The sequence below is a fragment of the Novosphingobium sp. KACC 22771 genome (assembly GCF_028736195.1).
GTDB lineage: Bacteria > Pseudomonadota > Alphaproteobacteria > Sphingomonadales > Sphingomonadaceae > Novosphingobium.
The window spans coordinates 463,532-487,432 of the sequence record NZ_CP117882.1; the positions used below are offsets into that span (position 1 = coordinate 463,532).

At 63.4% G+C, this 23,901-nt stretch carries 16 protein-coding genes; 8 read left to right on the plus strand and 8 right to left on the minus strand.

What is annotated here, in order from left to right; all coding sequences use genetic code 11:
* Nucleotides 1–177: 177 nt before the first annotated feature.
* Nucleotides 178–1,878 (plus strand): resistance to Congo red protein, encoded by a 1,701-nt coding sequence (locus PQ467_RS18960; RefSeq protein ID WP_274177093.1) that lies wholly within the window; start codon nucleotides 178–180, stop codon nucleotides 1,876–1,878.
* Here PQ467_RS18960 and PQ467_RS18965 read toward each other — a convergent pair.
* The 5 genes from PQ467_RS18965 to folE all read right to left on the minus strand — a co-directional run bounded on the left by PQ467_RS18965 (nucleotide 1,873) and on the right by folE (nucleotide 12,121).
* Entirely contained in the window at nucleotides 1,873–2,940 is a 1,068-nt protein-coding gene (locus PQ467_RS18965; protein ID WP_274177094.1) for an acyltransferase family protein, read from the minus strand. The genes PQ467_RS18960 and PQ467_RS18965 overlap by 6 nt on opposite strands.
* A 32-nt stretch (nucleotides 2,941–2,972) precedes the next feature.
* Entirely contained in the window at nucleotides 2,973–4,577 is a 1,605-nt protein-coding gene (locus PQ467_RS18970; RefSeq protein ID WP_274177095.1) for an ABC-F family ATP-binding cassette domain-containing protein, read from the minus strand.
* Nucleotides 4,578–4,746: 169 nt separating this feature from the next.
* Entirely contained in the window at nucleotides 4,747–10,314 is a 5,568-nt protein-coding gene (locus tag PQ467_RS18975; protein WP_274177096.1) for a hypothetical protein, read from the minus strand.
* Between the two features lie 189 nt (nucleotides 10,315–10,503).
* Nucleotides 10,504–11,442 carry an NAD(P)/FAD-dependent oxidoreductase gene (locus PQ467_RS18980; RefSeq protein WP_274177097.1) on the minus strand — a complete coding sequence of 313 codons (939 nt, stop codon included), beginning with the start codon at nucleotides 11,440–11,442 and terminating at the stop codon, nucleotides 10,504–10,506.
* A gap of 13 nt (nucleotides 11,443–11,455) precedes the next feature.
* Nucleotides 11,456–12,121: a GTP cyclohydrolase I FolE gene (folE, locus tag PQ467_RS18985; protein WP_274177098.1), complete on the minus strand. Its 666-nt coding sequence runs from the start codon at nucleotides 12,119–12,121 to the stop codon at nucleotides 11,456–11,458.
* Nucleotides 12,122–12,277: 156 nt separating this feature from the next.
* Between folE and PQ467_RS18990 the strand changes: the two genes are divergently transcribed.
* Entirely contained in the window at nucleotides 12,278–12,859 is a 582-nt protein-coding gene (locus PQ467_RS18990) for a response regulator transcription factor (protein WP_274177099.1), read from the plus strand.
* A 59-nt stretch (nucleotides 12,860–12,918) separates the two neighbouring features.
* The gene (locus tag PQ467_RS18995; protein ID WP_274177100.1) at nucleotides 12,919–14,433 is read left to right on the plus strand and encodes a cryptochrome/photolyase family protein; all 1,515 of its coding nucleotides are present in this window, start codon (nucleotides 12,919–12,921) and stop codon (nucleotides 14,431–14,433) included.
* On the opposite strand, the gene PQ467_RS19000 is transcribed toward PQ467_RS18995, so the two are convergent.
* The gene (locus PQ467_RS19000) at nucleotides 14,392–14,562 is read right to left on the minus strand and encodes a DUF2256 domain-containing protein (RefSeq protein ID WP_274177101.1); all 171 of its coding nucleotides are present in this window, start codon (nucleotides 14,560–14,562) and stop codon (nucleotides 14,392–14,394) included. The genes PQ467_RS18995 and PQ467_RS19000 overlap by 42 nt on opposite strands.
* A gap of 16 nt (nucleotides 14,563–14,578) precedes the next feature.
* Nucleotides 14,579–14,953, minus strand: a complete 375-nt coding sequence (locus PQ467_RS19005; RefSeq protein ID WP_274177102.1) for a thiol-disulfide oxidoreductase DCC family protein — start codon at nucleotides 14,951–14,953, stop codon at nucleotides 14,579–14,581.
* A gap of 149 nt (nucleotides 14,954–15,102) precedes the next feature.
* Here PQ467_RS19005 and PQ467_RS19010 point away from each other — a divergent pair, with 149 nt between their 5' ends.
* Complete coding sequence (locus PQ467_RS19010; protein WP_274177103.1) at nucleotides 15,103–16,647, plus strand: cryptochrome/deoxyribodipyrimidine photo-lyase family protein; 1,545 nt, start codon at nucleotides 15,103–15,105, stop codon at nucleotides 16,645–16,647.
* Nucleotides 16,648–16,714: 67 nt separating this feature from the next.
* Here the strand turns inward: PQ467_RS19010 and PQ467_RS19015 are convergent, their stop codons facing one another.
* Nucleotides 16,715–17,098 (minus strand): glycine zipper 2TM domain-containing protein, encoded by a 384-nt coding sequence (locus PQ467_RS19015; protein WP_274177104.1) that lies wholly within the window; start codon nucleotides 17,096–17,098, stop codon nucleotides 16,715–16,717.
* 232 nt (nucleotides 17,099–17,330) lie between these two features.
* Here PQ467_RS19015 and PQ467_RS19020 point away from each other — a divergent pair, with 232 nt between their 5' ends.
* The 4 genes from PQ467_RS19020 (at nucleotide 17,331) to PQ467_RS19035 (ending at nucleotide 23,882) form a co-directional block, all read left to right on the plus strand.
* A complete protein-coding gene (locus tag PQ467_RS19020; RefSeq protein ID WP_274177105.1) occupies nucleotides 17,331–18,665 on the plus strand; it encodes an ABC1 kinase family protein in 1,335 nt (444 codons plus the stop codon).
* Nucleotides 18,666–18,748: 83 nt separating this feature from the next.
* Nucleotides 18,749–19,672, plus strand: coding sequence for a helix-turn-helix domain-containing protein (locus PQ467_RS19025; RefSeq protein ID WP_274177106.1), 924 nt, complete (start codon nucleotides 18,749–18,751; stop codon nucleotides 19,670–19,672).
* A 110-nt stretch (nucleotides 19,673–19,782) separates the two neighbouring features.
* On the plus strand, nucleotides 19,783–22,386 hold the full coding sequence (locus PQ467_RS19030; RefSeq protein ID WP_274177107.1) for a TonB-dependent receptor: 2,604 nt from the start codon (nucleotides 19,783–19,785) through the stop codon (nucleotides 22,384–22,386).
* An 86-nt stretch (nucleotides 22,387–22,472) separates the two neighbouring features.
* On the plus strand, nucleotides 22,473–23,882 hold the full coding sequence (locus PQ467_RS19035) for an aldehyde dehydrogenase family protein (RefSeq protein ID WP_274177108.1): 1,410 nt from the start codon (nucleotides 22,473–22,475) through the stop codon (nucleotides 23,880–23,882).
* The last annotated feature ends 19 nt before the right edge of the window (nucleotides 23,883–23,901 follow it).

The following is a 23,901-nucleotide window of genomic DNA, read 5'->3' on the forward strand; positions in this document are numbered from 1 at the left end:
ACACGCAATCCCGACCCTTGGATAACACGCCAGAGCCCAGAATGATCCGTCGCCATGACAATTTACGTTATCATGAGCGATTTTAGCGCCGGATTAGCGCCTTTAGGAGTTCATTAGCCATAATCATGCGATGCCATCGGTATGACGATGATCGGGCAGATTTTGGCAGGAGAGGTCTTGCAGGGGGCTGGCGCCGCGCCGCTGCGAAGGGCGGTTAAGTGGAGCTTCATCCTCGCTCTGGTCGCCTTCATCTATGCCGCGCTGCTGCCGCCTGCTCTGGAAATTGCCGGGGCGCTGCTCTATCGACAGGACCGCTGGCTGCTGCTGGCCCAGGCGTCGGTGTTGGCTGGTGCGGTTCTGATCGCGCGGCGCAGGATGCGCAGGCTGGAGGGTCAGGCGCCTTTGTATCTGGCCGGTTTCGCGCTGATGGCCCCGGTTTGCCTGCTTGGCCATCGCTGGCTGCTGTCCGCCTATGATCTGAGCCGCGACGAACAGATGGCCGATTTCGATGCGGCGGTTCTGGCCGGAGGCCGACTTTCCCAACCGCTGCCGCCGATGTGGCGCGATTGTGCCGATGCGCTCAACACGCTGTTCATGTATCCGGCCGAGCATCGCGCGGGCTGGATTTCCTCCTATCTCCCGCTGAATGCGGGGATCCGGGCGATGCTCGGCCTGCTGGGGGATCCGGCTTGGGCGGGGCCGTTGATGACGGCGGTCGGCGGCCTGGCGCTGTGGGGCTGTGCGCGCCGTCTTTGGCCGGCGGATCGCGAAATGGCCGCGCTTTGCGCCTTGCTCTACCTTGGCTCGGGCCAAGTGTTGTTCGCGGGCATGACCTCCTATGCGATGAGCGCACATCTGGCGCTGAACATGGTCTGGCTATGGCTCTATCTCAAAGGGAGATGGCCCGCCGACTCGGCGGCAACGGCTGTCGGCTTTGTGGCCATGGGGCTGCATCAACCGATCATGCACCCGATGTTTGCGGCCCCTTTGCTCTATCTGCTTGTCCGCCGCAAAGAATGGCAGCGGGCGGCATTTTTCGCATTTTTCTATGGGCTTGCGGGACTGTTCTGGCTGTGGTGGCCCAATTGGATATGGCATCTGGTTCAGGCAGGCCCGGCCACGGCGCGCCCGGCGGGAGTGGATTTCCTCTCGCGCCTGCTGATGGTCCTGTCTCAGGGCAATTATGGCAAGGCCTTGCCCGACATGGCGGTCAACCTGCTGCGGTTCTTCGCGTGGCAGCATGTTCTGCTGCTGCCCTTGTTGATGCTTGGTTTTGCGGCGACGCGCCATGATGCGCTTGCGCGGGCGATTGCGGGAGGGCTTTGGTTCACGCTCATTATCATGACGATTATTCTGCCCGATCAGGGGCATGGCTTCGGTTATCGTTATTTCCACGGTTTGATCGGCAATGCGGTTTTGGTTGCCGCTTTTGGCTGGAAACAGTTGAAAGATGCCACACCCATCTGGCGCGGCCTGTTGCTGGTGACAACCGCTTTGGCATGTGTGGTGATCCTGCCGATGCAATCGTGGATGGCCTATCGCCAATACCGACCCTATGCCGAACTGGACCAAAGACTGCTGTCCTCTCCAGCCGCCTATGTGCTTATCGGTGCTGTCGATGCGCCCTATGCCAAGGACCTTGTGTATAATCCGCCCCGCCTTGATCGTGGGCCAATCCGGCTGCTGCGCGATGCGGTCGGCCCGGAAATGGCGCTGCGCCTTTGTGTCGGGGGCAAACAGGCGGCCTTGGTGCATCCGGGCGACTATCGCGCCATAGCGGCCTTTTTCAACAGCGCGGTCAATTCGCAAGCGGAGCGCGAAAATGGTCAGGCTGCCGGTATGCTCGCCCGCGCGGGATGCCGGGTCACCTATCTATAGCGTTGCAGTTTGGGGGAGGCGGGTGATGGGCTGTTGATCCATTCCGCCCGATGCTGCCCCCATGGCTCTTCGGATGACCCGTCGCCCCGGCATTTCGATCCAGCGATAAGCGGCGTCGGCAGCAATCAACGTGCCCAGCACAATGGCGGCCTGAGCGAGGACAAAGGCGGGCCCATGCAAATTCTGCGGCGGCCACACGGCGTCGATCGCATGGATAAACAGCATATGGACCAGATATAGCCCGAAAGAGCGCTGCCCCAGCCAATGCATCGCGGCGCTCTCCATCACCGGCATGCGCAGCGCCAGTAAGACCGCCGCAGTCCATGTCAGCATCCCCAGCGGCACCAGCGGGCTGATCCGGCCATTATCCAGCCAGAGGCCCGCACAGACCATGACCAGCAGCGCCGCAATGGGCAGGCGAGCGCCCCATGCCCGATTGCGCCACAGCATTTGCCCGGTAAAGAAACCGAAGATGCCGCGCGGGATCGTCTCGCCAAACCACGGCCCGCCCGGATGGCCCAGCACCGCCAGCCACCACCCGCAGCCCACCACCGCGAGAACCGTGATCCACAGCAGCGTTCTTTCGCCAAACCATGCCCCGGCGGCAAACAGCGCATAGCACAGGATTTCGATGCTCAGCGACCAGCTTGCCGAATTGAAACTGCGCGCGGCGTCCAGATCAAAACCTTGCAGCATCAGGGCATGGGCAAGAAAATGCGACGCATTGTTGCCGCCGCCCCATGAAAACAGCGCAAACAGGCAGAGCGTGACGCCATGCAAAGGCCACAGGCGGGCAAAACGCGCCACAGCGAAAGTCCGCATCGCGCCGCGCTGACGCAACAGCCCCGGCGCGCCATAGACATGGGCAAAAACATAGCCCGACAGGACGAAAAACAGATCAACCAGCGTCCAGCCTTCGCGAAAGACCCAGCCGGTCACCCGATCCAGATGGACGGGCAGATCGGGCCAGTTGGCCATGTGATAGAACACGACCCCGGCCGCGGCCAAACCGCGCAGACCATCCAGCCTTGCCAATCTCTCGCTGCCATCGCGCTTGTGCATGTCTGCTCCCCGAACCCGTTTCTGCTACGCCATCAGGCGTTAAGAACTGGTTCGGTGGGGCCGGGCAGGGCGATCTCGCGCGTGATGCCGACAGCATCGCGAAAGGCGGCGTCATGGCTGACGATCAGCAGCGCCCCATCATAGGCCCGCAGCACATGTTCGACCACCTCGATGGATTCAAGATCAAGGTGGTTCGTTGGCTCATCCAGCATCAGGAGTTGCGGCGCGGGTATGGCCGAGAGCACACAGGCCAGCCCCGCGCGCAGACATTCTCCGCCGCTCAGATCGCGCACCCGCCTATCCCCTTGCGTGTTGCGAAAGGCAAATCGGGCGAGAGCGGCGCGCAGCCCGTTCTCGTCCAGCGCCGGATTGAGCCGCCGCATATTGTCCACAAGGCTCGCCTCGCGGTCCAGCAGACTGACCGTCTGGTCGAGCAGGGCGAAGGGTACAGGCCGTTCAATCCGCCCGCCCGCAGGCGCGGCCAACCCGGCGGCCAACCTGAGCACCGTGGTCTTGCCGGCGCCATTCCGGCCGGTCAGCGCCACGCGCTCGGCCCCGCGCATGGCGAAAGAAAGGCCATGGATGATCGGTCGCGGCCCGGCAAACCAATCGATATTTTCAAAACTCAGAGCGAGCCGCCCCGGCGGCAAATGGCAGGGCGGGATGTCCAGTCTGAGCGGCGTGATGACCTCGACATGGGCGCGGGCGGTCCGGTGGGCCTCGGCCTTGGCCTCGATACGCTCCTCGGCATGCGAATGGGCGCGGCCCGCGCTGTTTTGCGCGTTCTCGCGGCGGCGGCCCAGCAGGATCTTGGGCGCGCTGCCGCTCGCCGCATAGGCACGCCCTTGGCGATCGCGCCGGGCTTGCCTTTCGCGCGCGTTTTGCGCCTCGCGTCTGGCGGCGCGGATCTGGCGTTCAGCTTCCTCGACCTCGGCCTCGGCCCTTGTCCTTGCCGCATCGCGCTGCGTCACCCATGATGACCATCCCCCGCCGTGGACCGACACCCCGACCGGCGAAAGCGCCACGATCCGGTCCATCCCTTCGAGGAGGGCGCGATCATGGCTGACGACCAGCGCGCCGCCGCGCCAATTCTCCAGCAGGGAGGCAATCGCCGCCCGGCCATCCTCGTCAAGGTTGTTGGTCGGTTCGTCCATCAGCAGCAGGTCGGGCCGCGCGATCAGCAGGCGGGCAATAGCCAGCCTGGTCCGCTCTCCGCCACTGAAACTGGCCAGCGGGCGGCGAAGGTCAACCATCGGCAGCCCCGCTTCGGCCAGCGCATCGTGGAGCCTTTGGGGCAGGGTCCAGTCCGCTTCGGCAAAATCCTGCTCGCTTCCTGCCCCGGTTTGAATGCGATCCAGTCTGGCCAAAGAGTCGCGGATTCCCAGCGCCTCGGCCGCCGTTTCTTCGCCAGGCGTGACGATCTGCTCCAGCAGGCCGACAGAACCCGCCAGACTCAACGCGCCCGCGTGCAAGGGCACCTTGCCCATGATCGCGCGCAGCAGGGTAGATTTGCCGCAGCCGTTGCGGCCCACCACGCCAATGTGTTCGCGCCCGACATGCAGCGTCAGGCCGGAAAACAGCGGTTGGCCGGAAGGCGTGGCCAGAGCCACGGAATCAAGTGTGAGAAATGAGGGCATGACAGTACCGGAAAGCAAATGTGGGACGGGCGATTTCAGCGCGTCTTCCGGTCCATTTCATACTCCCTGTCGTTACCGGCCCAATGCCGACTAAGCGTGGTTTAATACAAATCGGGCAAAAGCGAAAGGGGGCGCGCGACGAAACCACCGCGCCCCCTTGATGCCGCCCTTACATCCGCCAGCGTACCCCGGCCATCACGCTTTCGCGCTTGCCGCTCTGCCCCAATTCGCCCGTGGCGTTGAGAAACAGCGCCGCGCCCGGTGCAAGGCGATATTCGCCACCGATCGTGGCCATCGCGCTGACCGGATCGCGCCGGAACCCGTAGGCCACCAGACCATAGCCGCCACCGGCCAGAGCGGCGGTTGCGGTGGCCTGATCATCCTGCAACCGATAGCGCATCCCCAGCGTCAGGAAACGGCGCCATGGCCCCTTGCTCTCATCGGGGCTTTCAAAGCTCAACCCGGCGTCAAGAAAGCCCTGCTTGCGCGTTGCCCCTTGTACGTTCAGCGCGAAAGGATGGGCGCTTGCCTCCTGCACCGCGCCATGATGCGTGCGCACCCATGTCGCCCCCAGATGGGGGCGAACGATCCAATCCTGCGACAGGGCAAAGGCATGGCTGATCGAGGCGTCAAGCGAGAAGCTGGGCAGGCTGTAACCGACCGCAATCTGTCCGGCATCGGGGACGTTGCGCCGGGTGGTGGCCCGCGCCGCGTCATAGGCTGCGGCAAGGGTCACGCTGGTCTGCTTGGTGCCAAGGCGCAGCGCGACACCGCCCACCGCGCCGCGCGCGTTGGTCGATGCGCCGATGGCGCCCAGAGACTGGTTCTGATCGACCCAGCCGACATAGGCCGACAGCGCATAGCCCTCGCCGCCGATGCCCAATCCGCCCAGAACGCCATAGCCATTGATTGTGGCGCGGTTGATCCCCTGCGCCGGATCGCCCGCAAATTGCCGCAAACTGCCCAGCGTCTGGCCAAAGGCAAAGACGTGACCCTCGCCGCTGTTCTCGCCCATGCCCAAGGTCCGGCCGGTTGCGGACAGCGACAAGGCGGTTTCCGTGCCGATTTCCATTGCATCGGCAAAAGGCTCTGGCGCAATCCGGGCAAAGGCGGCACTGATCGGCGCGCCATTGCCATCCTGCAGCGCCAGCAGCGCCGGGAACAGCGCGGCGGGCGCGTCATTGGCCGCCATGGCATTGTTCACATAGGCGATGGTGCGGCGCACCTGCGGATTGAAGGCAGGGCCATTCGCGAATTGCACCAGCAGGCCCAGATCGCCATTCGCTTGCGGCTTGACCACCCCGGCAAGGCCAGTCACCGCATCGAAGCTGCCCGTGACGCCGCCGGTGGCGCTGATCAGGTTGAGCGTGCTGCCCACGCGGATTGGCGTGGTGGCCGCGATCTGCAATGTGCTGCCCGGGGCGATGACCAGCGCGCCGTTGATGTTCAGCTTGTCCTGCGCCGTGGGGGCGATTTCAAACAGCGAGGTCGAGCCGGAGGCCAGCGCGACATTGCCATTGACCGTCATCGTGCCGGGCGATGCGCCGGGGCTGAGGATGCCGCTGACCGAGATATTGCCGTTGACCGTTCCGGCCGAACCAAATGTGGCCCCGCTGCCTACCACGATAGAGGGGGCATTTATGACCGATCCGCCCAGACCGACCAGCCGCCCGCCCGTCAGATTTGCCGAGCCCAGCGTGGCCGACCCGGAAATCGTCGCCAAACCGCCACTCTGCGTCAGCGCGGCGATGTTGGCGATGGAGGAAAAGCTCTGATTGCCCGCGCTGATCGCCAGAGTGTTGGTGCCGCCCCCGCCGTTGAGCGCGCCCGCAAAAGTGCCGCCAAAGGCAAATCTGTCATTGTCGGTGCCGGTGGTGATATTGCCTGTGATCGTGCCGGTGTTGGTCAGCAGCACAGGCGCGCCCGTCAGAACAATCTCGCCCGTGATGGTCCCGCTGTTGTTCAGGCTCAGGTTGCTGACGGCTTGCGCGGTCGCGCTGATGGCGATGGTCCGGCTGGTGATGGAGTAATAGGGCGGGGTGGGGGAAAAGACATAATAGCTCTGCCGATAGCCCGTGATCGTCCCGGAATTGGCGATGCTGAACGTCGTGTTGCCATCGCCGTTGGCGTAGATGCTCATCCCCCCGGCAATCGTGCCGCTGTTGGCGATCGTGCTGTTGGCAATTGTGCTGTTGCCACCGATCGACCCGGTTGAAATGCCTAGCGCGGGATATACGCCTGCGTTCGCGATTGTGCCGCTGTTGACGAAACTGAGACCCGACATCGCCGAGACATTGACCGCCGATGCGGCAAGCTGGGACGAGCCGATGGTGGCCGAATTGTCAAACAGGCTGGTGGCGACAAAGGCGCCGCCGACATTGGCGCGGTTGGTAAAACTGCTCAGATCGGTGTTGATATAGGGGAGGTAGCTGATTCCGGCATTGGCCAAACTGTAAATGGCGCCAGTGGTCGAGAGCTGGTTCACGATGGCGCCATTGCCGCCCACGTTGATGTTGCCGGCATATCCCGTCGGACCGGCGATGGTGACCCGTGAATTTGCCCCATCCGCCACGGTGAATTCGCGCGAGAAATTGGCGGGCAGGGCGCCCCCCAGCGTGACCGTTGCCACGCCGCGGCGCTGATGGCCGATAAAGCCGGTGCCGACCGAGATCATGCCGTTGATGCCAAAGCCCGATCCGGTTTCAACCAGCAGCCCGGTGCTGTAAATCCCGCCCAGATTGAGATTGCCGTTCTGCGTGCCGCCATTGGCAACATAGGTGCCGCCATTGTTATAGGCGAAATTGACATCGCCATTGATGGTCCCGGCATTGTCCACCACGCCGCCTGTTGAAAGGATGGCGGTTCCCACGCCGGAAATCGTGCCTCCGGCCAAATTGGTGATGATGGAATTATAGCCATAGGATTGAAGGATGGCCGGGGCGGTGCGGCTGGTGATCGTGCCGGAATTGGTGATGTCCACCTTGCCGTACATCACGATGGCCGAACCATCCGCGGTAATCAGCCCGCTGTTGGCCAATGTGGTGTCGGGGCGGGTGTTGCCGGTATTCCATGTGCTGCCGATGGCGATCCCTTGCGCGCCATCGACCGAAATGGTGCCGGTGTTGACCAAAGCCCCGTAGAGCATGATGGCCGCCGAGCCCGAAACCGGATGGCTGAGCGTGTCGGTCACGATTATCGAGCCGTTGTTCGTCAGGCTGGAGCCTTGGCCCATGCTGATGACGTTGGGGGAGAACGGGGCCGAACCGGCGCGCGCTGCGCTGATGGTGCCATTGTTGGTGATGGCCAGCGCCGTTGCCGCCGCATCGCCGCCGCCGCCCGATGGCGTTTGGAATGAGGTCGTCAGGATGACGGGGCCGGAACTGCTGCTGAGCGATCCGTTGAGATTGACCGAGCCGACCCCTGCAAGCGTCAGAGAGGAGGCCAGCGCGCTCTGCCCGGTCAGCGTCAGATTGGCCTTGTTGGCCAATTGAAAGCCCAATGTGGAAAATCCGTTGGGCAAGGCAGCTGCCGAGCTGGCATCGGCCCCGACATTATAGATCAGGTTGGCATTGCTGGCCGTCACGCTGCCGTTGATACCGGCAAAGGCACCCGGCCCGGTATTGATCAGATCGGTGATCAGCGTGTCGCCTTGCCCCAGCGTCAGATTGCCGTTCAGCACCCCGCCGGCAACGGCATAATAGACGTTGTTGCTGCTGAAGCTGCCGTTTGCCAGGTTGACGTTGCCATTAATGGTCCCTGCATTGATGATGCGATTGGCAAAACCATAGCCCACACTGCCAACGGCCCAACCAGTGCCTGTCACCACGCCCCCTGCGCGATTGTCGAGCGTGGAATAGGAACTGATCTGAAACGCCGTGTTGCCCGACTGGATCGTGCCGGTGTTGACCAGAATGCCGCCGCCCATTGCCACGCCAACCGAGGCACCGCTGATCGTGCCGCTGTTCGTCGCGGTCGAGCAGGTGCAGGAGCCGGACAGCGCAGCACCGATGCTGTAGGCGGAACTGATAGTGCCGCTGTTGTTGAAGCCGCCGAAGGCCGTCACGGCCGTCATGCCTGCCGTTATTGTGCCGCTGTTGACTATCGCGCCGCCGGATACGTTTACGGCTTTATCTTCGGCCGAAATCGTCCCTGTGTTGTTCAGGCGGCCATTGCTGCCAACCGTGACCGCTACACTGCCGACCCAATTGTTGCTATTGATCGTGCCATTGTTGGTGAAGACGCCTTCCGACGCGCTGACGATTGTACTGGTGCCGCCCAAATTGGTTTGGTTGACCAACGAGCCGGGGCCGCTAAACATGATCGCCCCGCTGTTTGTAAAGCCATTGGCCAGTGTTAGTGTTGTGCCCGAGGTGGCGGAAAAAGCTAACGATGAGAACCCATTGGGCAATGGCAGAGCCGACGACAGGGTTGCATCGCTCTTCATTTGCAGGCTGACCGTATTGATGCCGCCGCCGCCGTCGATAGTTCCGGTAATCCCGGTGTAGAGGCTGCCGTTCTTGAGCGTGGCGACCAGCGTGTCATTGCCATTGCCAAGCGTCAGATTGCCATTGATCGTACCGTCGATGGAATCGATGGTGCTGCCCAGATTATAGGAATAGGCAGGGATGAACCCGGCGATGACATCGCCGTTGATCGTGCCCGCATTGGTCAGGTTCAACGATGTGCCGGCATTGATCGCCGTACCGCCTGCGCTGGTGCCGATTGTGGCCCCGGCATTGTTGGTCGCGATGATCTGGCCGCCATAGAGCGCCATGCCCGTGCCGGTGTTGATGATCGAGCCGGAATTGGTCAGGCTTATCCCATTGGATGGCGTGCTGCTCAGATTGGAACTGATCACGCTGTTGCCCGCGCCGGTGATTGATCCGCCCGCCCGATTGGTAAGATTGAGATAAAGCGAGTTGATGGCTTGGCCAGTGCCGCCATTCGTGATCGTGCCACTATTGGTGATGGAGCCTGAGAAATTGGCGATCGTGCCCGATGCGCTGGTGGAGCTGATGGTCCCGTTGTTTGTGATATTGGAGGATAAATTGTAGCTGCTGTAGATCGCGTTCAATCCGCCGCCGGCAATGGTGCCATCGTTTGTGATCGACGAGACCCAACCCTGAATCGCGCCGATGGTTCCGCTTGCCCGGTTGTTGATATTTGAAATATAAGAAGCATAGCCGTTTCCGGCCAGCAGCGCCACGCCGCTGGTCCCGCTGATCGTTCCTGCATTGTCAAGGCTGATATAGACCGAGCTGCTGGGAAAGCCGGGTGCCGGTTCAAGCGCGATGCCATTGGTGCCGCTGACTGACGCCCCGGCGCCAACCGTGATTATCCCCGACGTGCCGTAATAGTCAGGGTCCAAGGAGCCCGGAGCACGGGAAAGCACGCGTATCCCGGCGCCGCCGGTGGACGAAACCGATCCGTTGACCGTAATATTGGCCGAACGGAAATAGGAGAGGCCCGCAGAGGGAATGGCCACATCTATAGCCGTCGCACCGGAATTGCTGACGCTGGCTCCCGCATTGACGGTCAAGGGCGAGTAATTGCTGGTGACCGTGATGCCATCGCTGTCCGTGCCGGAACAGGTGACGGCGGTGTTGGCCTGTGTGGGATCCGGGCTGCACTGGGCCAAGGCGTGGGCGGGCAGGGCGGCCACCAAGGCAAAGGTGCTGGCCTGCGCGACAAAACGCGCCGCCTGAAAACGGCGACGCTTGCTGTTGTTTTCGATCACTCGGATGCCCCCGGGTCGTTAAAAAACAGCAAGCTATGTTACAGGTTAAACGAAGTCACGTAAAATCATTGACTTAAAAAATTCATAGTGGACCCAATTGTAAGGGCAGCGCCATTTTCTGCGCCCGATCTTTGTATTTCTGCCCGCCTCAACACTCGCTTGCGGAGCGAATTGCGCCGTTATTCGCCATCACTTCCCGATAATTTCGGCCAGTCTCGTTCCCGACAGCCAGGCCATTTCGATCCTTGGCCCCAGCAGCCAGTCGCCGCAGGCGCCCAGCCGCAGATGGGCATTCCACAGCGCCCCCTTGGTCGAATGAGGCGCGAGGGCATAGCGCCAGCGATGGGCAGAGAGATGGATAGGGGAGGGAAGTGACGCCCGCTCGCTCTGCTGTGCCAGCCAGAGGGCCAGATGATCGGCCACGCTTGCCGCGTCATCCTCCAGATGCTGGATGGACCATGCGGGGCTGGCCTGAACCACCCATGCTTCGGCAGCGGGGCGTCCGGGCTTGGCGCTGTTGCGCGCCGCCCAGCCGACCGGGCCGGACGGATCCAGCACATCGGCCTCAAAAGGCAATTTTTCGGGAAAAGCCATCATCGCGGTCCAGCAAGGCTGAGATCGGGCGGTAATCGCGCTGGCCGCCATGGTCAGGTCATAGGTGCCCAGAAATGCCGCCGCCTGCTCGGCGGGCAGCGCCAGAATCGCGGCATCAAACGGGCCGTGGCGGCTGCCGTCATTCAACAGGACGCGCCACTCCGCCCCTTCGCGCACCAGACCCATGGCATGACTGGCAAAACGGGTGTTGTGGGCGCGGGCCATGTGGGCGATCGGCGCGTTCATGCCGGGCGTGCCCACCCAGGCATCCCCCTTTGCGGCGGGCCATGGGGCGACCACCCCATCCTTGTGCCACAGCTCCACCTGAGCACGAAACGCAGGGTCGCGGGCGGTGAAGAACTGCGCGCCATGGTCAAAGGCGATCTGCGCCTCATCCACGGCCACGCGGCGGGTCGACATGCGCCCGCCCGGCCCGCGCCCCTTGTCGAAAAGATCAACCTGATGGCCCATCTGGTGCAAAGACTGGGCGCAGGCCAGACCCGACATGCCCGCGCCGATAATCACAATCCGCATCGCCGCCACTCGCTCAGTAACCCATCAGCGCGAGCACTTCCTTGCGGCTGCGTGGATCATCGAGAAACGTGCCCATCATCCGGCTGGTCACCATGCCGACGCCGGGGGTGCGCACGCCGCGCCCGGTCATGCAACCATGCTGCGCCTCAATGGTGACGGCAACGCCCAGCGGCTGGAGATTGTCCCAGATGCACTGGGCGACCTGAGCGGTCAGCCGCTCCTGAATCTGAAGACGGCGGGCATAGCCGTGGAGCACGCGGGCCAGTTTGGAAATGCCCACCACCCGGTTGCGGGGCAGATAGGCGATGCTGGCCTTGCCAGTGATCGGCGCCATGTGATGTTCACAGTGCGACTGGAAAGGGATGTCTTTCAGAAGGACGATCTCGTTGTAACCGCCCACTTCCTCGAATTGGCGCGCCAGATGCACGGCGGGATCTTCGCCAAAGCCGCTGCAATATTCGCGCCACGCGCGGGCCACGCGGGCGGGCGTGTCGATCAACCCTTCGCGGGCCGGATCATCACCGGCCCAACGCAGCAACGTGCGGATCGCCTCCTGCACATGCTCGGGCACGGGGGGCTTGGCGCTGCCCGCGGGGGCCGCTGGGGCCAGGGGAGCAGCGTCCTCATGCTCGTCATCGAGCACGGCATCGCAGGTGTGAAGCGAGGTGAGGAGATTCATTGGCGGCCTCCCGGTGGCGCGAAAGGGATCGCGCCATGGCTGAACATCTTTGCCTCTCTAGACAGGAGGCGCAGAGCAGCAACATGGCTTAAAGGGTAGCCGGCAAGGATGGCGATGCTGATGGTGGCAATTGCCGAAAGGGAAGTGTTTCGGCCTATGGCTATTTCCGATATGATCAAGGGCAGTCTGGTCGCTGCCGTCATCAGCAATCCCAGATTGCCCGATAATCCCATCATCGAATGCAATGCCGCGTTTGAGGCGCTGACCGGCTATGGACGTGATGAAGTGATCGGGCGCAATTGCCGTTTCCTGACGGGCCCGGATTCCGAGCCCGAGTTGATCGAGGCGCTGCGCGAGGGGATCCGCGAGCATCGGCCGGTGATGGTCGAGATCCTCAATTACCGCAAGAACGGCCAGCCCTTCCGCAATGCCGTGATGGTGGCGCCGATCTTCGATAATGAGGGCGTGCTGGAATATTATCTTGGATCGCAGGTCGAGATTGCCGATGAGGCAGAACTGGGCCGCGCCAACGCCGCCCGTACCAAGGTCGAGGAATTGACACCGCGCCAGAGGGCGGTGCTGCTGGCCATGGCGCGCGGGCGGCTCAACAAGCAAATCGCCTATGAACTGGGCCTTTCCGAGCGCACGATCAAGATGCACCGCGCCGCGATGTTTCAGGCGCTGGGCGTGCAGACAGCGGCCGATGCGGTGCGTCTGGCGATCGAGGCGGGGTTCTGATGAGGCATTGCCCCAAAAAACAGGCATCATGCGCGGCGGGCGCGGGCTAGGCCCGCCGCATGGCGCGCATTATCCTCGTCCTTGGCGATCAACTCAGCCTGTCTCTCTCTGCTCTGGCGGCGGCGGATCCGGTCAGTGACATCGTCTTGATGGCCGAGGTCGCCGAAGAGGCGGTCTATGTGCGCCATCACAAGAAGAAGATCGCGCTTGTCCTCTCCGCCATGCGGCATTTTGCCGAGGAATTGCGCGGGGCCGGGTGGCGGGTCGATTATGTCCGCCTTGATGATCCGGCCAACACCGGCAGCCTGCGCGGCGAGGCCCAGCGCGCGCGCCAGCGATGGGGCGCGCAGGACATTATCGCCACCGAACCGGGCGAATGGCGGCTGATGCAGGATATGCGCGATTGGGCCAACCTCCTGCCCGACAGCCGCTTTCTGGCCGATCGCGAGGGCTTTGCCCAATGGGCCGAGGATCGCCTGCGGCCCGGCGGCGGCACGCGGATGGAGCATTTCTATCGCCTGATGCGACGCAAGACCGGCCTGTTGATGGAGGGCGACAAGCCGGCCGGGGGCCAATGGAATTTCGACCATGACAATCGCGCCCCGCCACCCGGCGCGCTGGGTATGCCCCAGCCGATGCGGTTCGAACCCGATGCGATCACGCGCGAGGTGATGGATTTGGTGGCGCAGCGGTTTCCGGACCATTTTGGTGATCTGGAGCCTTTCTGGTTTGCCGTCACGCGCGACCAGGCCGAGGCCGCCTTTGCCCATTTCCTGCGCGTGGCGCTGCCCGAATTCGGGCGCAATCAGGACGCGATGCTGACCGATCAGCGGTTTCTGTATCACGCGGTCGTGTCGCCCTATCTCAACCTTGGGCTGCTCGATCCGCTGGCCATGTGCCGCGCGGTGGAGGAGGAGTGGCGCGCGGGGCGCGTGCCGATCAACAGCGCCGAAGGCTTTATCCGCCAGATCATCGGATGGCGCGAATATGTGCGCGGAATCTATTGGTGGCGCGGCCCGGATTACGCCCAAGGCAATGCGCTGGAGGCCAACCGGGCGCTGCCGTGGTTTTACTGGACCGGCGAGACGCCGATGGCCTGCCTGCGCGCCTGCATCACTCAAACGCGCGAGGAGGCCTATGCCCATCATATCCAGCGCCTGATGGTCACCGGCAATTTCGCGCTGCTGGCCGGGATTGATCCGCATGCCGTGCATGAATGGTATCTGGCGGTCTATGCCGATGCGTTTGAATGGGTCGAATTGCCCAACACGATCGGGATGAGCCAGTTTGCCGACGGCGGCCTGCTGGCCAGCAAGCCCTATGTGGCCAGCGGCGCCTATATCCACCGGATGAGCGATTATTGCGGCGGCTGCGCCTATGATGTTAAGGCCAAAGAGGGCGAACGGGCCTGCCCCTTCAATCTGCTCTACTGGCACTTTATCGCGCGCCATGCCGAGCGTTTGCGCGGCAACCCCCGCATGGCGCATATGTTGCGCACATGGGCCAATTTCGCGCCCGAAAAGCAGGCGCAGCTATGGCGCGATGCCGAGGCCTTTCTGGCCACCCTTGGCTGAACGGCAGCGGTCGGAGCAATAGAGCACCATATCCCAATCCCGCGCCCATTTCTTGCGCCATGCAAAGGGGCGTTGGCAAGTCGCACAGACTTTGGTGGGCAACTCGCTCTTTTTGCGCATCTTTGCCATTACAGGTTGGCCCGGTTCATCGCAGCAACCTTTGCAGGGTGGGCCGGATTTTCAGGAAAGCGCGATAGGCGCGCTCGAGCGTCCACAAGCACGGCCCGAACCGCGCCATTTGCCCCAACAGTCGCAACCGGGGAATTGCGCGCCACATCGCGGCAAAGGCGGCCGCCCCGACCAGCATCACGCCATCCTCCTGCGCATGAAAGCGCGACAGCATCAGCCGCCGGTCGAGCGGGCAGGCCTGCACCGGATCGTCCAGATCGACAAAGGCAATGTTTCCGGCCCGATCCCATCGCCGCATCACTGCGATTTCCCGCAGACACAGCGGGCAGCCGCCGTCATACCACACCTTGAGCCTGGGTTGGCGGGAGGGATTGCGCAGCGCTTCGATCATGGGCCAGACATAATCTTTGGGCCTTTCTCCACCACCTGATCCTTCGGGAAATGCGGCTTGCCCTTGGGGCCAGCTTGCCATCGTCAGCCATTAGCATCCTATTCGCCACTTTTGCATGGGGCCACCACGGCCCCTGTCGGTGCGGCAAGATGAGCAGCGGTCCTTTACCCCAAGTCGTCTGGTTCAAACGCGATCTGCGGCTGGAGGATCATGCCGCGCTGCACCGCGCCGCGATGGCGGGGCCGGTTGTTGCTCTCGTCATTGTCGAGCCTGATTATTGGCGCGGCCCCGATACATCCGGGCGGCAATGGCGGTTCTGGCGCGCCTGCATGGCGGATCTGGCCGAGGCGATTGCCCGGCGCGGGGGGCGGCTGTGCCTGCGCGTGGGCGATGCGGTGGGTGAACTCGAAGCATTGCGCGCCCAGATCGGGCCTTTTGCGCTCTGGGCGCATGAGGAGACGGGCAATGCTTTCACCTTTGCGCGGGATCGGACGGTGCGTCGCTGGGCGCGGGCGCAGGGTGTGCCTTTCGTCGAATTGCGCCAGTTCGGCGTCATCCGGGGGCGGGGGCTTAACCGCGATCATTGGGCCGCCGCGTGGGATGCGATGATGGCCCAGCCCTTGTTGCCGGTCCCCGACATTGTGTGGCAATCGGCGCCGGGGCGTGATGCCTTGCCCGGCGCGGGAGCCTTGGGGCTGGTGCCCGATGATGCGGGCGCTGCGGAAGCGGCCGGGCGGGCCGCCGCGCTCTCCACGCTGGGCAGTTTCCTGTTCGAACGGGGCGAGCATTACACCAAAGCCATGTCCTCTCCGCTCAGCGCGCCCGATGCCTGTTCGCGCCTGTCTTGGCATCTGGCCTATGGCTCGGTGTCCATGCGCGAAGTGTGGCAGGCCACCCGTCAACGCTATGCCGATTTGCCCGATGAGGCGCGCCATTGGCGTCAGGCGCTGCGCAGCTTCATGGCGCGCCTCCATTGGCATTGCCATTTCATCCAGAAACTGGAGAGCGAGCCGGAGGCCGAGTTTCGCCCTTTTGCCCGCCGCTATGTCGGCCTGCGTCCGCCCGCCGATCCCGCGCGCCTGGCCGCATGGGCGCAGGGGCGCACCGGCTATCCCTTTGTCGATGCGGTGATGCGCGCCCTGCAAGCCACGGGATGGACCACCTTTCGCATGCGCGCCATGCTGATGAGCTTTGCCGCCTATGACCTATGGCTGCCCTGGCAGGAAGCGGGGCTGGTGCTGGCGCGCGCCTTCATTGACTATGAACCGGGCATCCATTGGCCCCAATGCCAGATGCAGGCGGGAGAAACCGGGATTAACACGGTGCGCATCTATTCCCCCATAAAGCAGGGGATGGATCAGGACCCGGAAGGCCGGTTTATCCGCGCATGGGTGCCTGAACTGTCCAATGTGCCGGGCGCATGGCTGCATGCCATGGACAAGATGGACCGCGCCCAGCGAGAGGCTTTGTGCCCCGACTACCCCGTACCCATCGTGGATCACGGCGCGGCGGCGAGGGCCGCGCATCAGGCCATTGCCGCGCTGCGCTCCACGCGAGAGGCGCGGGCCGAGGCGGACAGCGTCCAACGGCGGCATGGCAGCCGCAAACGCACCACCGCACGCAAGAAAGAGGCCCAGTCCAGCGCGCGAAAGGCCGAACGCGAGCAAATCCCGCAGATGCAGTTCGACCTCTAGGTTGCGTTACAGGTTTTTCCAAAGGCGCAAGAGCCGCAAATTCATGCGGCCCTCCAACCCGATCCGATCAGCGGCAGGTCACATTGCCCCGGTCGATCTCGCGGCCCAGCAAGCCGCCGCCGGCCAGACCCAAGATCGTGCCCAGCGTGCGGTCGCCATTGCCCGCGATCTGGTTGCCCAGCACGCCGCCCAGCGCCGCGCCGACCACAAGGCCGGTCGTGCCGTTGCTGCGGCGGCAGTAATAGCGCCCGTCATTGCCGCGCCAGATGCGATCATTGCGCGACATGCGGCGATATTCCATCCGGCGCCCATGATCCCGGTAATCCTCGCGATATTCGTCATGGCCGCGGCGGCCATAGGCGGGCGCCCAAGGCGGAGGATCGGCCAGCGCCGGGGTGGCGATGGGCAGCATCACGGCCGCAAGGGCGGCGGAAAGAACAAGTTTGCGCATGGGTTTGGTATTCCTTTATTGGATGTTTGATCTCTTGCTGACCAACTTTGTGGCACGCGAATCAGCAACCGGAGATGAACAAAATGGCCCTGCGCATAGGGGCAATCGTCGGAGGCGTTTTGGCCCGCCCATGCCCATTGTGCCATCTGGCAAAGGCGCCAGGGCGTTACCATGTTGGGATGATGAGCAATTGCACGTTGAAAAAAGCCCCTTCCTTTAACGGCCTTGTGCGATGAGCCGGGCGCGTTCCGTGCCCAGCGGAAGGCTGGCGCGTCTGGCCGGACTGGGGCAATTGGCGGGCGGCGTCGTGGGCGGCGCCTTGGCCGAAGGGGTGCGCCGTCTGGCCCAGGGGCAGCGGCCTTCATTGTCTGACGTGTTGCTGACCCCGGCCAATGCGCTGCGCACCGCCGATCAATTGGCCCGGATGCGCGGCGCGGCGATGAAATTGGGCCAGATGCTCTCGCTTGACGCGGGCGATCTGCTGCCCGCCGAACTGGCCTCCATCCTCGCCCGCCTGCGCGAAGCGGGGGATACGATGCCGCCGAGCCAGCTCAACCGCGTGCTGACCGCGCAATGGGGGCGTGATTGGCGGGGCCGCTTTGCCCGCTTTGATCCGCGCCCTTTGGCGGCGGCCTCGATCGGACAGGTGCATCGCGCCGCCCTGCATGACGGGCGCGAGGTGGCGGTCAAAGTGCAATATCCCGGCGTCGCGGCCAGCATTGATGCCGATATAGACAATGTCGCGACCTTGCTGCGGCTCTCCGGGCTGCTGCCCGAAACGCTCGATATCGCGCCCCTGTTGGCCGAGGCCAAAGCGCAACTGCACGAGGAGGCCGATTATCAGCGCGAGGCCGAGCAGATGCGCGGCTATGGCGAGAGGCTGGCGGGCGACGCGCGCTTCGTGGTCCCCTCGCCTGTGGCCGAGCTGTCGGGCAAAACGGTGCTGGTCATGGACTATATCGCCGGGGCGCCGATTGAAACCCTGGCCAATGCCACGCAGGCGCAGCGCAACAGCGCCATGGCGGCGCTGTTTGATCTGGTGCTCAAGGAGATCTTTGTCTTTGACGCCATGCAGACCGACCCCAATTTTGCCAATTACCGCTGGCAGGCCGAGAGCGGGCGCATCGTGCTGCTGGATTTTGGCGCGGCGCGGCCGGTATCGCCGCAAACCCGCAGGGCGTATCGCGCGATGTTTGCCGCCGGACTGGCGGGGAATCGCGACAGGTTGATCGAAGCGCTGGTCGAGGGCGGGTTTGTCGGCGCCGCCATGAGCCGCAAGCATCGCCCGGCATTGGCCGAAATGGTTGATTTCATGATAGGGCACCTCAACCGCCCTGGCCTGTTCGACTTTGCCGACCACAGCTTTGTGGGCCATGTCCGCCATCTGGGCGAGGGCATCGCGCGCGACCGCGCAACATGGCACGTGCCTCCCGCGCCTACTCTGTTTGTCCAACGCAAGGTGAGCGGGACCGCCATGCTGGCCGTGCGGATGAAGGCGCAATTGCCGTTGCGCGACATGGTGGCGGGCGCGCTTGACGATGGCCCGGAACGGTTGCGCGAAAACTGAAGCATTCTTTCCAAAACCGGCCGATGGGGCTATGAAAGGCGATGAATGCGCCGTTCAGAGCGCATCGGAACGGGGAGAGCGCGATGCTGACAAGGCACGCTACAGGCTCGGTTTGCGCCGATGAGAGGCTGGATTACTGGAATGACCTGATTGCCGATATGTTTCCAGGCATGACGGTCGATGGCGCGCGCGACATCGACGCCAGTTGGACCGGATGCCGATTGGGCGATTTCGGGCTCAGCCTTGCGCTTTCGCAACGCTCATCGGTGCGGCGTTGGGCGGGCGCCGCGCCGCAAGGCGGGGGTGAACGCGGGCTGATCCATTTCCAGTCGCAGGGTTTCAGCGCAACCGAGCAATGCGGCCGCCATGCCGCCCTGTTTTCCGGCGATCTGACCTTTTGCGCGCCCGATGAGCCGTATGGCATCGAGATTTCCGACCGCAACGCCATGTTTGTGATTGATTTTCCCTGGGAAGCGCTACGCCGCTTCGGCGGACGCCCCGGCATGGTACTGCGGCACAGGGCGCCTTCGCTGGGCGTGCTGCGCGGTTTCATCGCCTCGATCTTTGCCCAGAACTGGAGCGACGAGCATGCGCCCGCCGAAGCTGATGCCTTGGGTGAGGTGTTGATGCGCCTGCTGTGCAACGCAATGCAGGCGCAGGACAGCGGGTCCGGGGCGGGCGCTGATCTGCGCGAACGCGTGTTGGCCTTTGTCGAGGACAATCTGGCCAATGGCGCGCTGCGCACCGGAGCGATTGCCCAGACCCTCGGCGTACCCGCGCGCGAGGTGCAGATGGTCTTTGCCGAAATGGCGACAACCGCCAGCGATTATATCAATACGCGCCGTCTGGCGCTGGCCGCCGACCGTTTGCGCAAGGGAACGCGCGGGGCCTCGCTCAGCGATCTGGCCTATGAACTGGGCTTTTCCGATGCCGCCCATTTCAGCCGCCGCTTCCGCGAGCGCTTTGGCGAAACACCCAGTTTTTATGCCACCCGGTTTCGCGCATAGGGCCGTTCGTTCAAGCAAAGCGCGCCCGGTCGTTCAAGACAGGCAATGCTATAAACGATAACGTTTCCTCCATCAGGGCGGGCAAACCGTCCAAGGGGAGAGGAAACATCATGCGACACCATCTCTTGCTGTGCAGCGCGGCGGCTTTCGCACTGGCGGGCGCCCCGGCCATGGCGCAACAGGCATCATCCGAGCCCGCCATTGGCGAAATCGTCGTCACCGCGCAAAAGCGTTCGGAAAATGTCCAGAACGTGCCGATCGCCATCAGCGCCTTCACCGCCTCGGCGCTCAAAGAGCGTTCGGTCACTTCGGTCGCCTCGCTTTCGGCGCTGGCGCCCAATGTCAATCTGGATGGCGGCACGCCCTTTTCGGGGTCCTCGGCGGTGCTTTCGGCCACGATCCGCGGGATCGGGTCGGATGATTTTGCCTTCAATATCGATCCGGGCGTGGGCATCTATCTCGACGGCGTCTATCTGGCGCGCACGGTCGGCGCCAATCAGGATCTGCCCGATGTGGAGCGGGTCGAGGTGCTCAAGGGGCCGCAGGGCACGCTGTTTGGCCGCAACACCATCGGCGGCGCCATCAGCATCGTCACCCATGATCCCGGCAAGGAGTTCAAGGGCAGTTTCGATGCCACCACGGGCAGTTTCAACATGGTCAAATTGCGCGCCACGGTCGATGTGCCGCTGACCGACGGCCTGTTTTCCTCGCTGACGGTCTCGGGCATCAACCGTCAGGGCTTTTTGAAGCGCATTCCCTATCCCGACCAGCGCGCGGGCAATTCGGATTCCTATACCAAATTTGCCAATGCCGATTATGCCAATGGCTCGCGCGAGGGCGGCGACAACAGTGTCAGCCTGCGCGGCAAGCTGAAGTGGGACAATGGCGGGGCGATTACCGCCACCTTTACCGGCGACTATACGCGTCAGGACAGCCCGGCGCAGGCGACCAAGCTGCTGGGTGTGTTCCCCAATGTGCTCGGCCCCTTTGCGGGGGCAAACCATCTGCCCGGCACCGCTTTTGATCCCACATCGACCACGGGCTATCTGTTTGCCGGTCTCTATAATTTCTGCATCGCCAGCACGCCCGCCCAGATTGCCGCGCGCAATGCGCAGGCCCTGTGCGGCCCGCGCGGCACGCAATATAATCCTCAGTATCAAATGGCAGGCCTTGGCAGCGTCAATGTTGACGGCAATCCATTCAATGACCGGCTGCCGTGGGATTCGCGCTTCCTGATCGCCAACCCGGATCTGAGCTATGCCAACGGTCCCAGTTTCACCAAGTTGACGGCATGGGGCCTTGGCGGCACGGTGCAGGCCGAAGTCAGCCCCAGTCTGACCATCAAATCGATCACCGCCTATCGCCAGACCAACTGGAAGGGCGGGGTGGATGCCGACGGCTCGCCGCTTTCCTTCCTTGAACTGAGCTTTACCCAGAACCAGTGGCAATTGAGCCAGGAACTGCAATTGCTGGGCCGCGCTTTTGACAAGAAGCTGAACTATGTGCTGGGCGCCTATTATTTCAAGGAAAAGGGCGATCTGCATGACTATGTGAACTTTGCCGAGGGCTTGCTGCAGGTGGACGGCCCCAACAAATTCAACACTGAAAACTGGGCGCTGTTCGGCCAGATCGATTTCCGTCCCAGCGATCTGCTCGGCTTCACCGCCGGCGGGCGCTACACGCAGGAGCGCAAGCTGTTTGAGGGCGGGCAGCAAGATCTGAACGGCGGCAATTACAAGCTGTTCGGCTGCGCCGCGGGCGATGGCACGATTGCGCCCTATGGCAGTTTCCCGCTGGCCCCGCCGGTCGCGGCGGGCGGACCGCCCTGCTATGCGGCGCTGTCCTATCCCAATCCCGCCAATCCGGTGCAGGTCTATGTGCCGGGCGTCAACCGCAAGAGCTTTTCCAATTTCTCGCCCAAGCTGGGGGTGCAATTGCATCCCTCGCGTGACATCATGATTTATGGCTCATGGTCGAAAGGCTATAAGACCGGCGGCTGGACAACGCGCCTGACCAACCCGCAGGGCAATGTCGCGCCCGATTTCAACGAGGAAAAGGCCACCACCATCGAGGCTGGCATCAAATCCAGCCTGCTCGACCGCCATCTGCAAGTGAACATGGCCGCCTTCACCACCGCCTACAAGGGCGTTCAGCTCAACATCCAGATCGGCACTTCGCCCACCATCGCCAATGCGGGCGATGCGCGGATCAAGGGGCTGGAGCTGGAGGTCGTGGCCGCCCCGGTGCGGGGCCTGACCATCAATGGCGCGGTGGGCTATATCGATGCCCATTACACCTCGCTGCTGCCCGCAGCTTTGGTCAATGCCAGCCCTATTCCCGGCATTCAGGCGGGCATCTATGTCGGCGCGCCTTTGCCCAAAACGGCGAACTGGAAGATCAATGTCTCGCCCCGCTATGAGATGAAGCTGGGCAATGGCGGCTCCTTCGTGGTGCTGGGCGACTGGACGCATACGACCGAGGTGTGGAACGATATCGCCCGCGCCCTGCTGCTGCGCCGCCCCACCAATGATATGTTCAACGCCAGCCTTACCTATAATGCGCCCGATGCCAAATGGTCGCTCACGCTGGGCGGGACCAATCTGAGCGACACCCGCTATCTTACCAGCGGCGGGTTGAATATCGCGGCGGGCACGGCCTTTGGCACCTATAACCGCCCGCGCGAATGGTATCTGCGCTACGGCATGAAGTTCTGAAGTCTGCCTTTTGCGGTCCAACGCCCTTGTCCCGCGCCATGGCTTGGTCAATAGCGTGGCGACCGGCCTGATTGAAAGAATGTGATATGGATCATGCGTTTCGTCTGTTGATTGATGGCGCTTTGGTGGATGGGGCGGGCGCGATGCCTGTTATCAACCCCGCCACGGGGCAGGTGTTTGCCACGGCCCCGCGCGCGGATGCGGGGCAATTGGACGCGGCGGTGGCGGCGGCAGGCCGCGCCTTTCCGGGCTGGGCCGCGCGCTCCTATGCCGAGCGGCGGGCATTTCTTGAGCGCTTTGCCGATGGCGTTGAGGCGCGGTTCGAGGAGCTGGCCCGGCTGATGACGCTGGAGCAGGGCAAACCGTTGGATCAGGCGCGCTTTGAGGTGGGCGGCACGATTGCCGGGCTGCGCTGGTTCGCCGCGCAGGAGATCGCGCCCCACATCATCCGCGATACGCCGAGTGAGCGGATCACCGAACATCGCAGCCCATTGGGCGTGGTGGCCGCGATCACGCCGTGGAATTTTCCGCTGATCCTGCTGGTGGTCAAACTGGCGCCCGCGCTGATCACCGGCAATGTGGTGATCGCCAAGCCCGCGCCGACCACCCCGCTCACCACGCTGATGCTGGGCGAAGTGGCCGCCGACATTCTGCCGCCGGGCGTGTTTCAGACGCTGGCCGATGCCAATGATCTGGGCGGGGCGCTGACCAGCCATCCCGGCATTGCCCATGTCAGCTTTACCGGATCGACCGCCACCGGCAAAAAGGTGCTGGCCAACACGGCCGACACGCTCAAGCGCTTTACGCTGGAGTTGGGCGGCAATGATGCGGCGCTGGTGCTGGACGATGCCGACGTGACCAAGGTGGCGCCCGCCATCTTTGGCGCGGCCATGGTCAATGCCGGGCAGGTGTGCCTGGCGGCCAAGCGCGTCTATGCCCCGCGCGCGATGTATGATGATCTGTGCGATGCGCTCGGCGATCTGGCGCGCGCGGCCGTGGTGGGCGACGGGCTGGATCAGGGCAGCCAGATCGGCCCGGTCCAGAATGCGGCCCAATATGCCAAGCTGATCGACTATCTGGCCGAGGCGCGCGAGCAGGGCCGGATCGTGGCCGGGGGCGCCGCGATTGAGCGCGAGGGCTATTTCATCGCCCCCACCATCGTGCGCGACCTGCCCGATGATGCGCGGCTTGTGCGCGAGGAGCAGTTCGGACCGGTGCTGCCGGTGCTGCCCTATGACGATCTGGGCGAAGCTGTCGCGGCCATCAACGCCAGCGAATATGGGCTGGGCGGCACGATCTGGACCGGCGATGCCGAGCGCGGCGAAAGGGTGGCGATGCTGATCGACAGCGGCACGGTCTGGGTCAACCGCCATCTCGACCTGCCTTTCGATGTGGCCTTTGGCGGGGCCAAGCAGTCGGGGTTGGGGCGGCAACAGGGGATGGAAGGGCTGCTGGAATTCACGCAGGCCAAGATCATCAACGTCGCCAAGGGTTGAACCGGCAAGGGAGGGGATA

What these genes read in the sequence shown, in the direction of transcription:
- PQ467_RS19005 (WP_274177102.1), bottom strand. Translation starts at nt 14,953, where the DNA reads ATGATCGAAGCGCTGCGCAATCCCTCCCGCCAACCCAGGCTCAAGGTG.
- PQ467_RS18965 (WP_274177094.1), bottom strand. Translation starts at nt 2,940, where the DNA reads ATGCACAAGCGCGATGGCAGCGAGAGATTGGCAAGGCTGGATGGTCTG.
- folE (WP_274177098.1), bottom strand. Translation starts at nt 12,121, where the DNA reads ATGAATCTCCTCACCTCGCTTCACACCTGCGATGCCGTGCTCGATGAC.
- PQ467_RS18980 (WP_274177097.1), bottom strand. Translation starts at nt 11,442, where the DNA reads ATGCGGATTGTGATTATCGGCGCGGGCATGTCGGGTCTGGCCTGCGCC.
- PQ467_RS19030 (WP_274177107.1), top strand. Translation starts at nt 19,783, where the DNA reads ATGCGACACCATCTCTTGCTGTGCAGCGCGGCGGCTTTCGCACTGGCG.
- PQ467_RS18995 (WP_274177100.1), top strand. Translation starts at nt 12,919, where the DNA reads ATGGCGCGCATTATCCTCGTCCTTGGCGATCAACTCAGCCTGTCTCTC.
- PQ467_RS19010 (WP_274177103.1), top strand. Translation starts at nt 15,103, where the DNA reads ATGAGCAGCGGTCCTTTACCCCAAGTCGTCTGGTTCAAACGCGATCTG.
- PQ467_RS19015 (WP_274177104.1), bottom strand. Translation starts at nt 17,098, where the DNA reads ATGCGCAAACTTGTTCTTTCCGCCGCCCTTGCGGCCGTGATGCTGCCC.
- PQ467_RS18990 (WP_274177099.1), top strand. Translation starts at nt 12,278, where the DNA reads ATGGCTATTTCCGATATGATCAAGGGCAGTCTGGTCGCTGCCGTCATC.
- PQ467_RS19025 (WP_274177106.1), top strand. Translation starts at nt 18,749, where the DNA reads ATGCTGACAAGGCACGCTACAGGCTCGGTTTGCGCCGATGAGAGGCTG.
- PQ467_RS19000 (WP_274177101.1), bottom strand. Translation starts at nt 14,562, where the DNA reads ATGGCAAAGATGCGCAAAAAGAGCGAGTTGCCCACCAAAGTCTGTGCG.
- PQ467_RS18970 (WP_274177095.1), bottom strand. Translation starts at nt 4,577, where the DNA reads ATGCCCTCATTTCTCACACTTGATTCCGTGGCTCTGGCCACGCCTTCC.
- PQ467_RS19020 (WP_274177105.1), top strand. Translation starts at nt 17,331, where the DNA reads ATGAGCCGGGCGCGTTCCGTGCCCAGCGGAAGGCTGGCGCGTCTGGCC.
- PQ467_RS19035 (WP_274177108.1), top strand. Translation starts at nt 22,473, where the DNA reads ATGGATCATGCGTTTCGTCTGTTGATTGATGGCGCTTTGGTGGATGGG.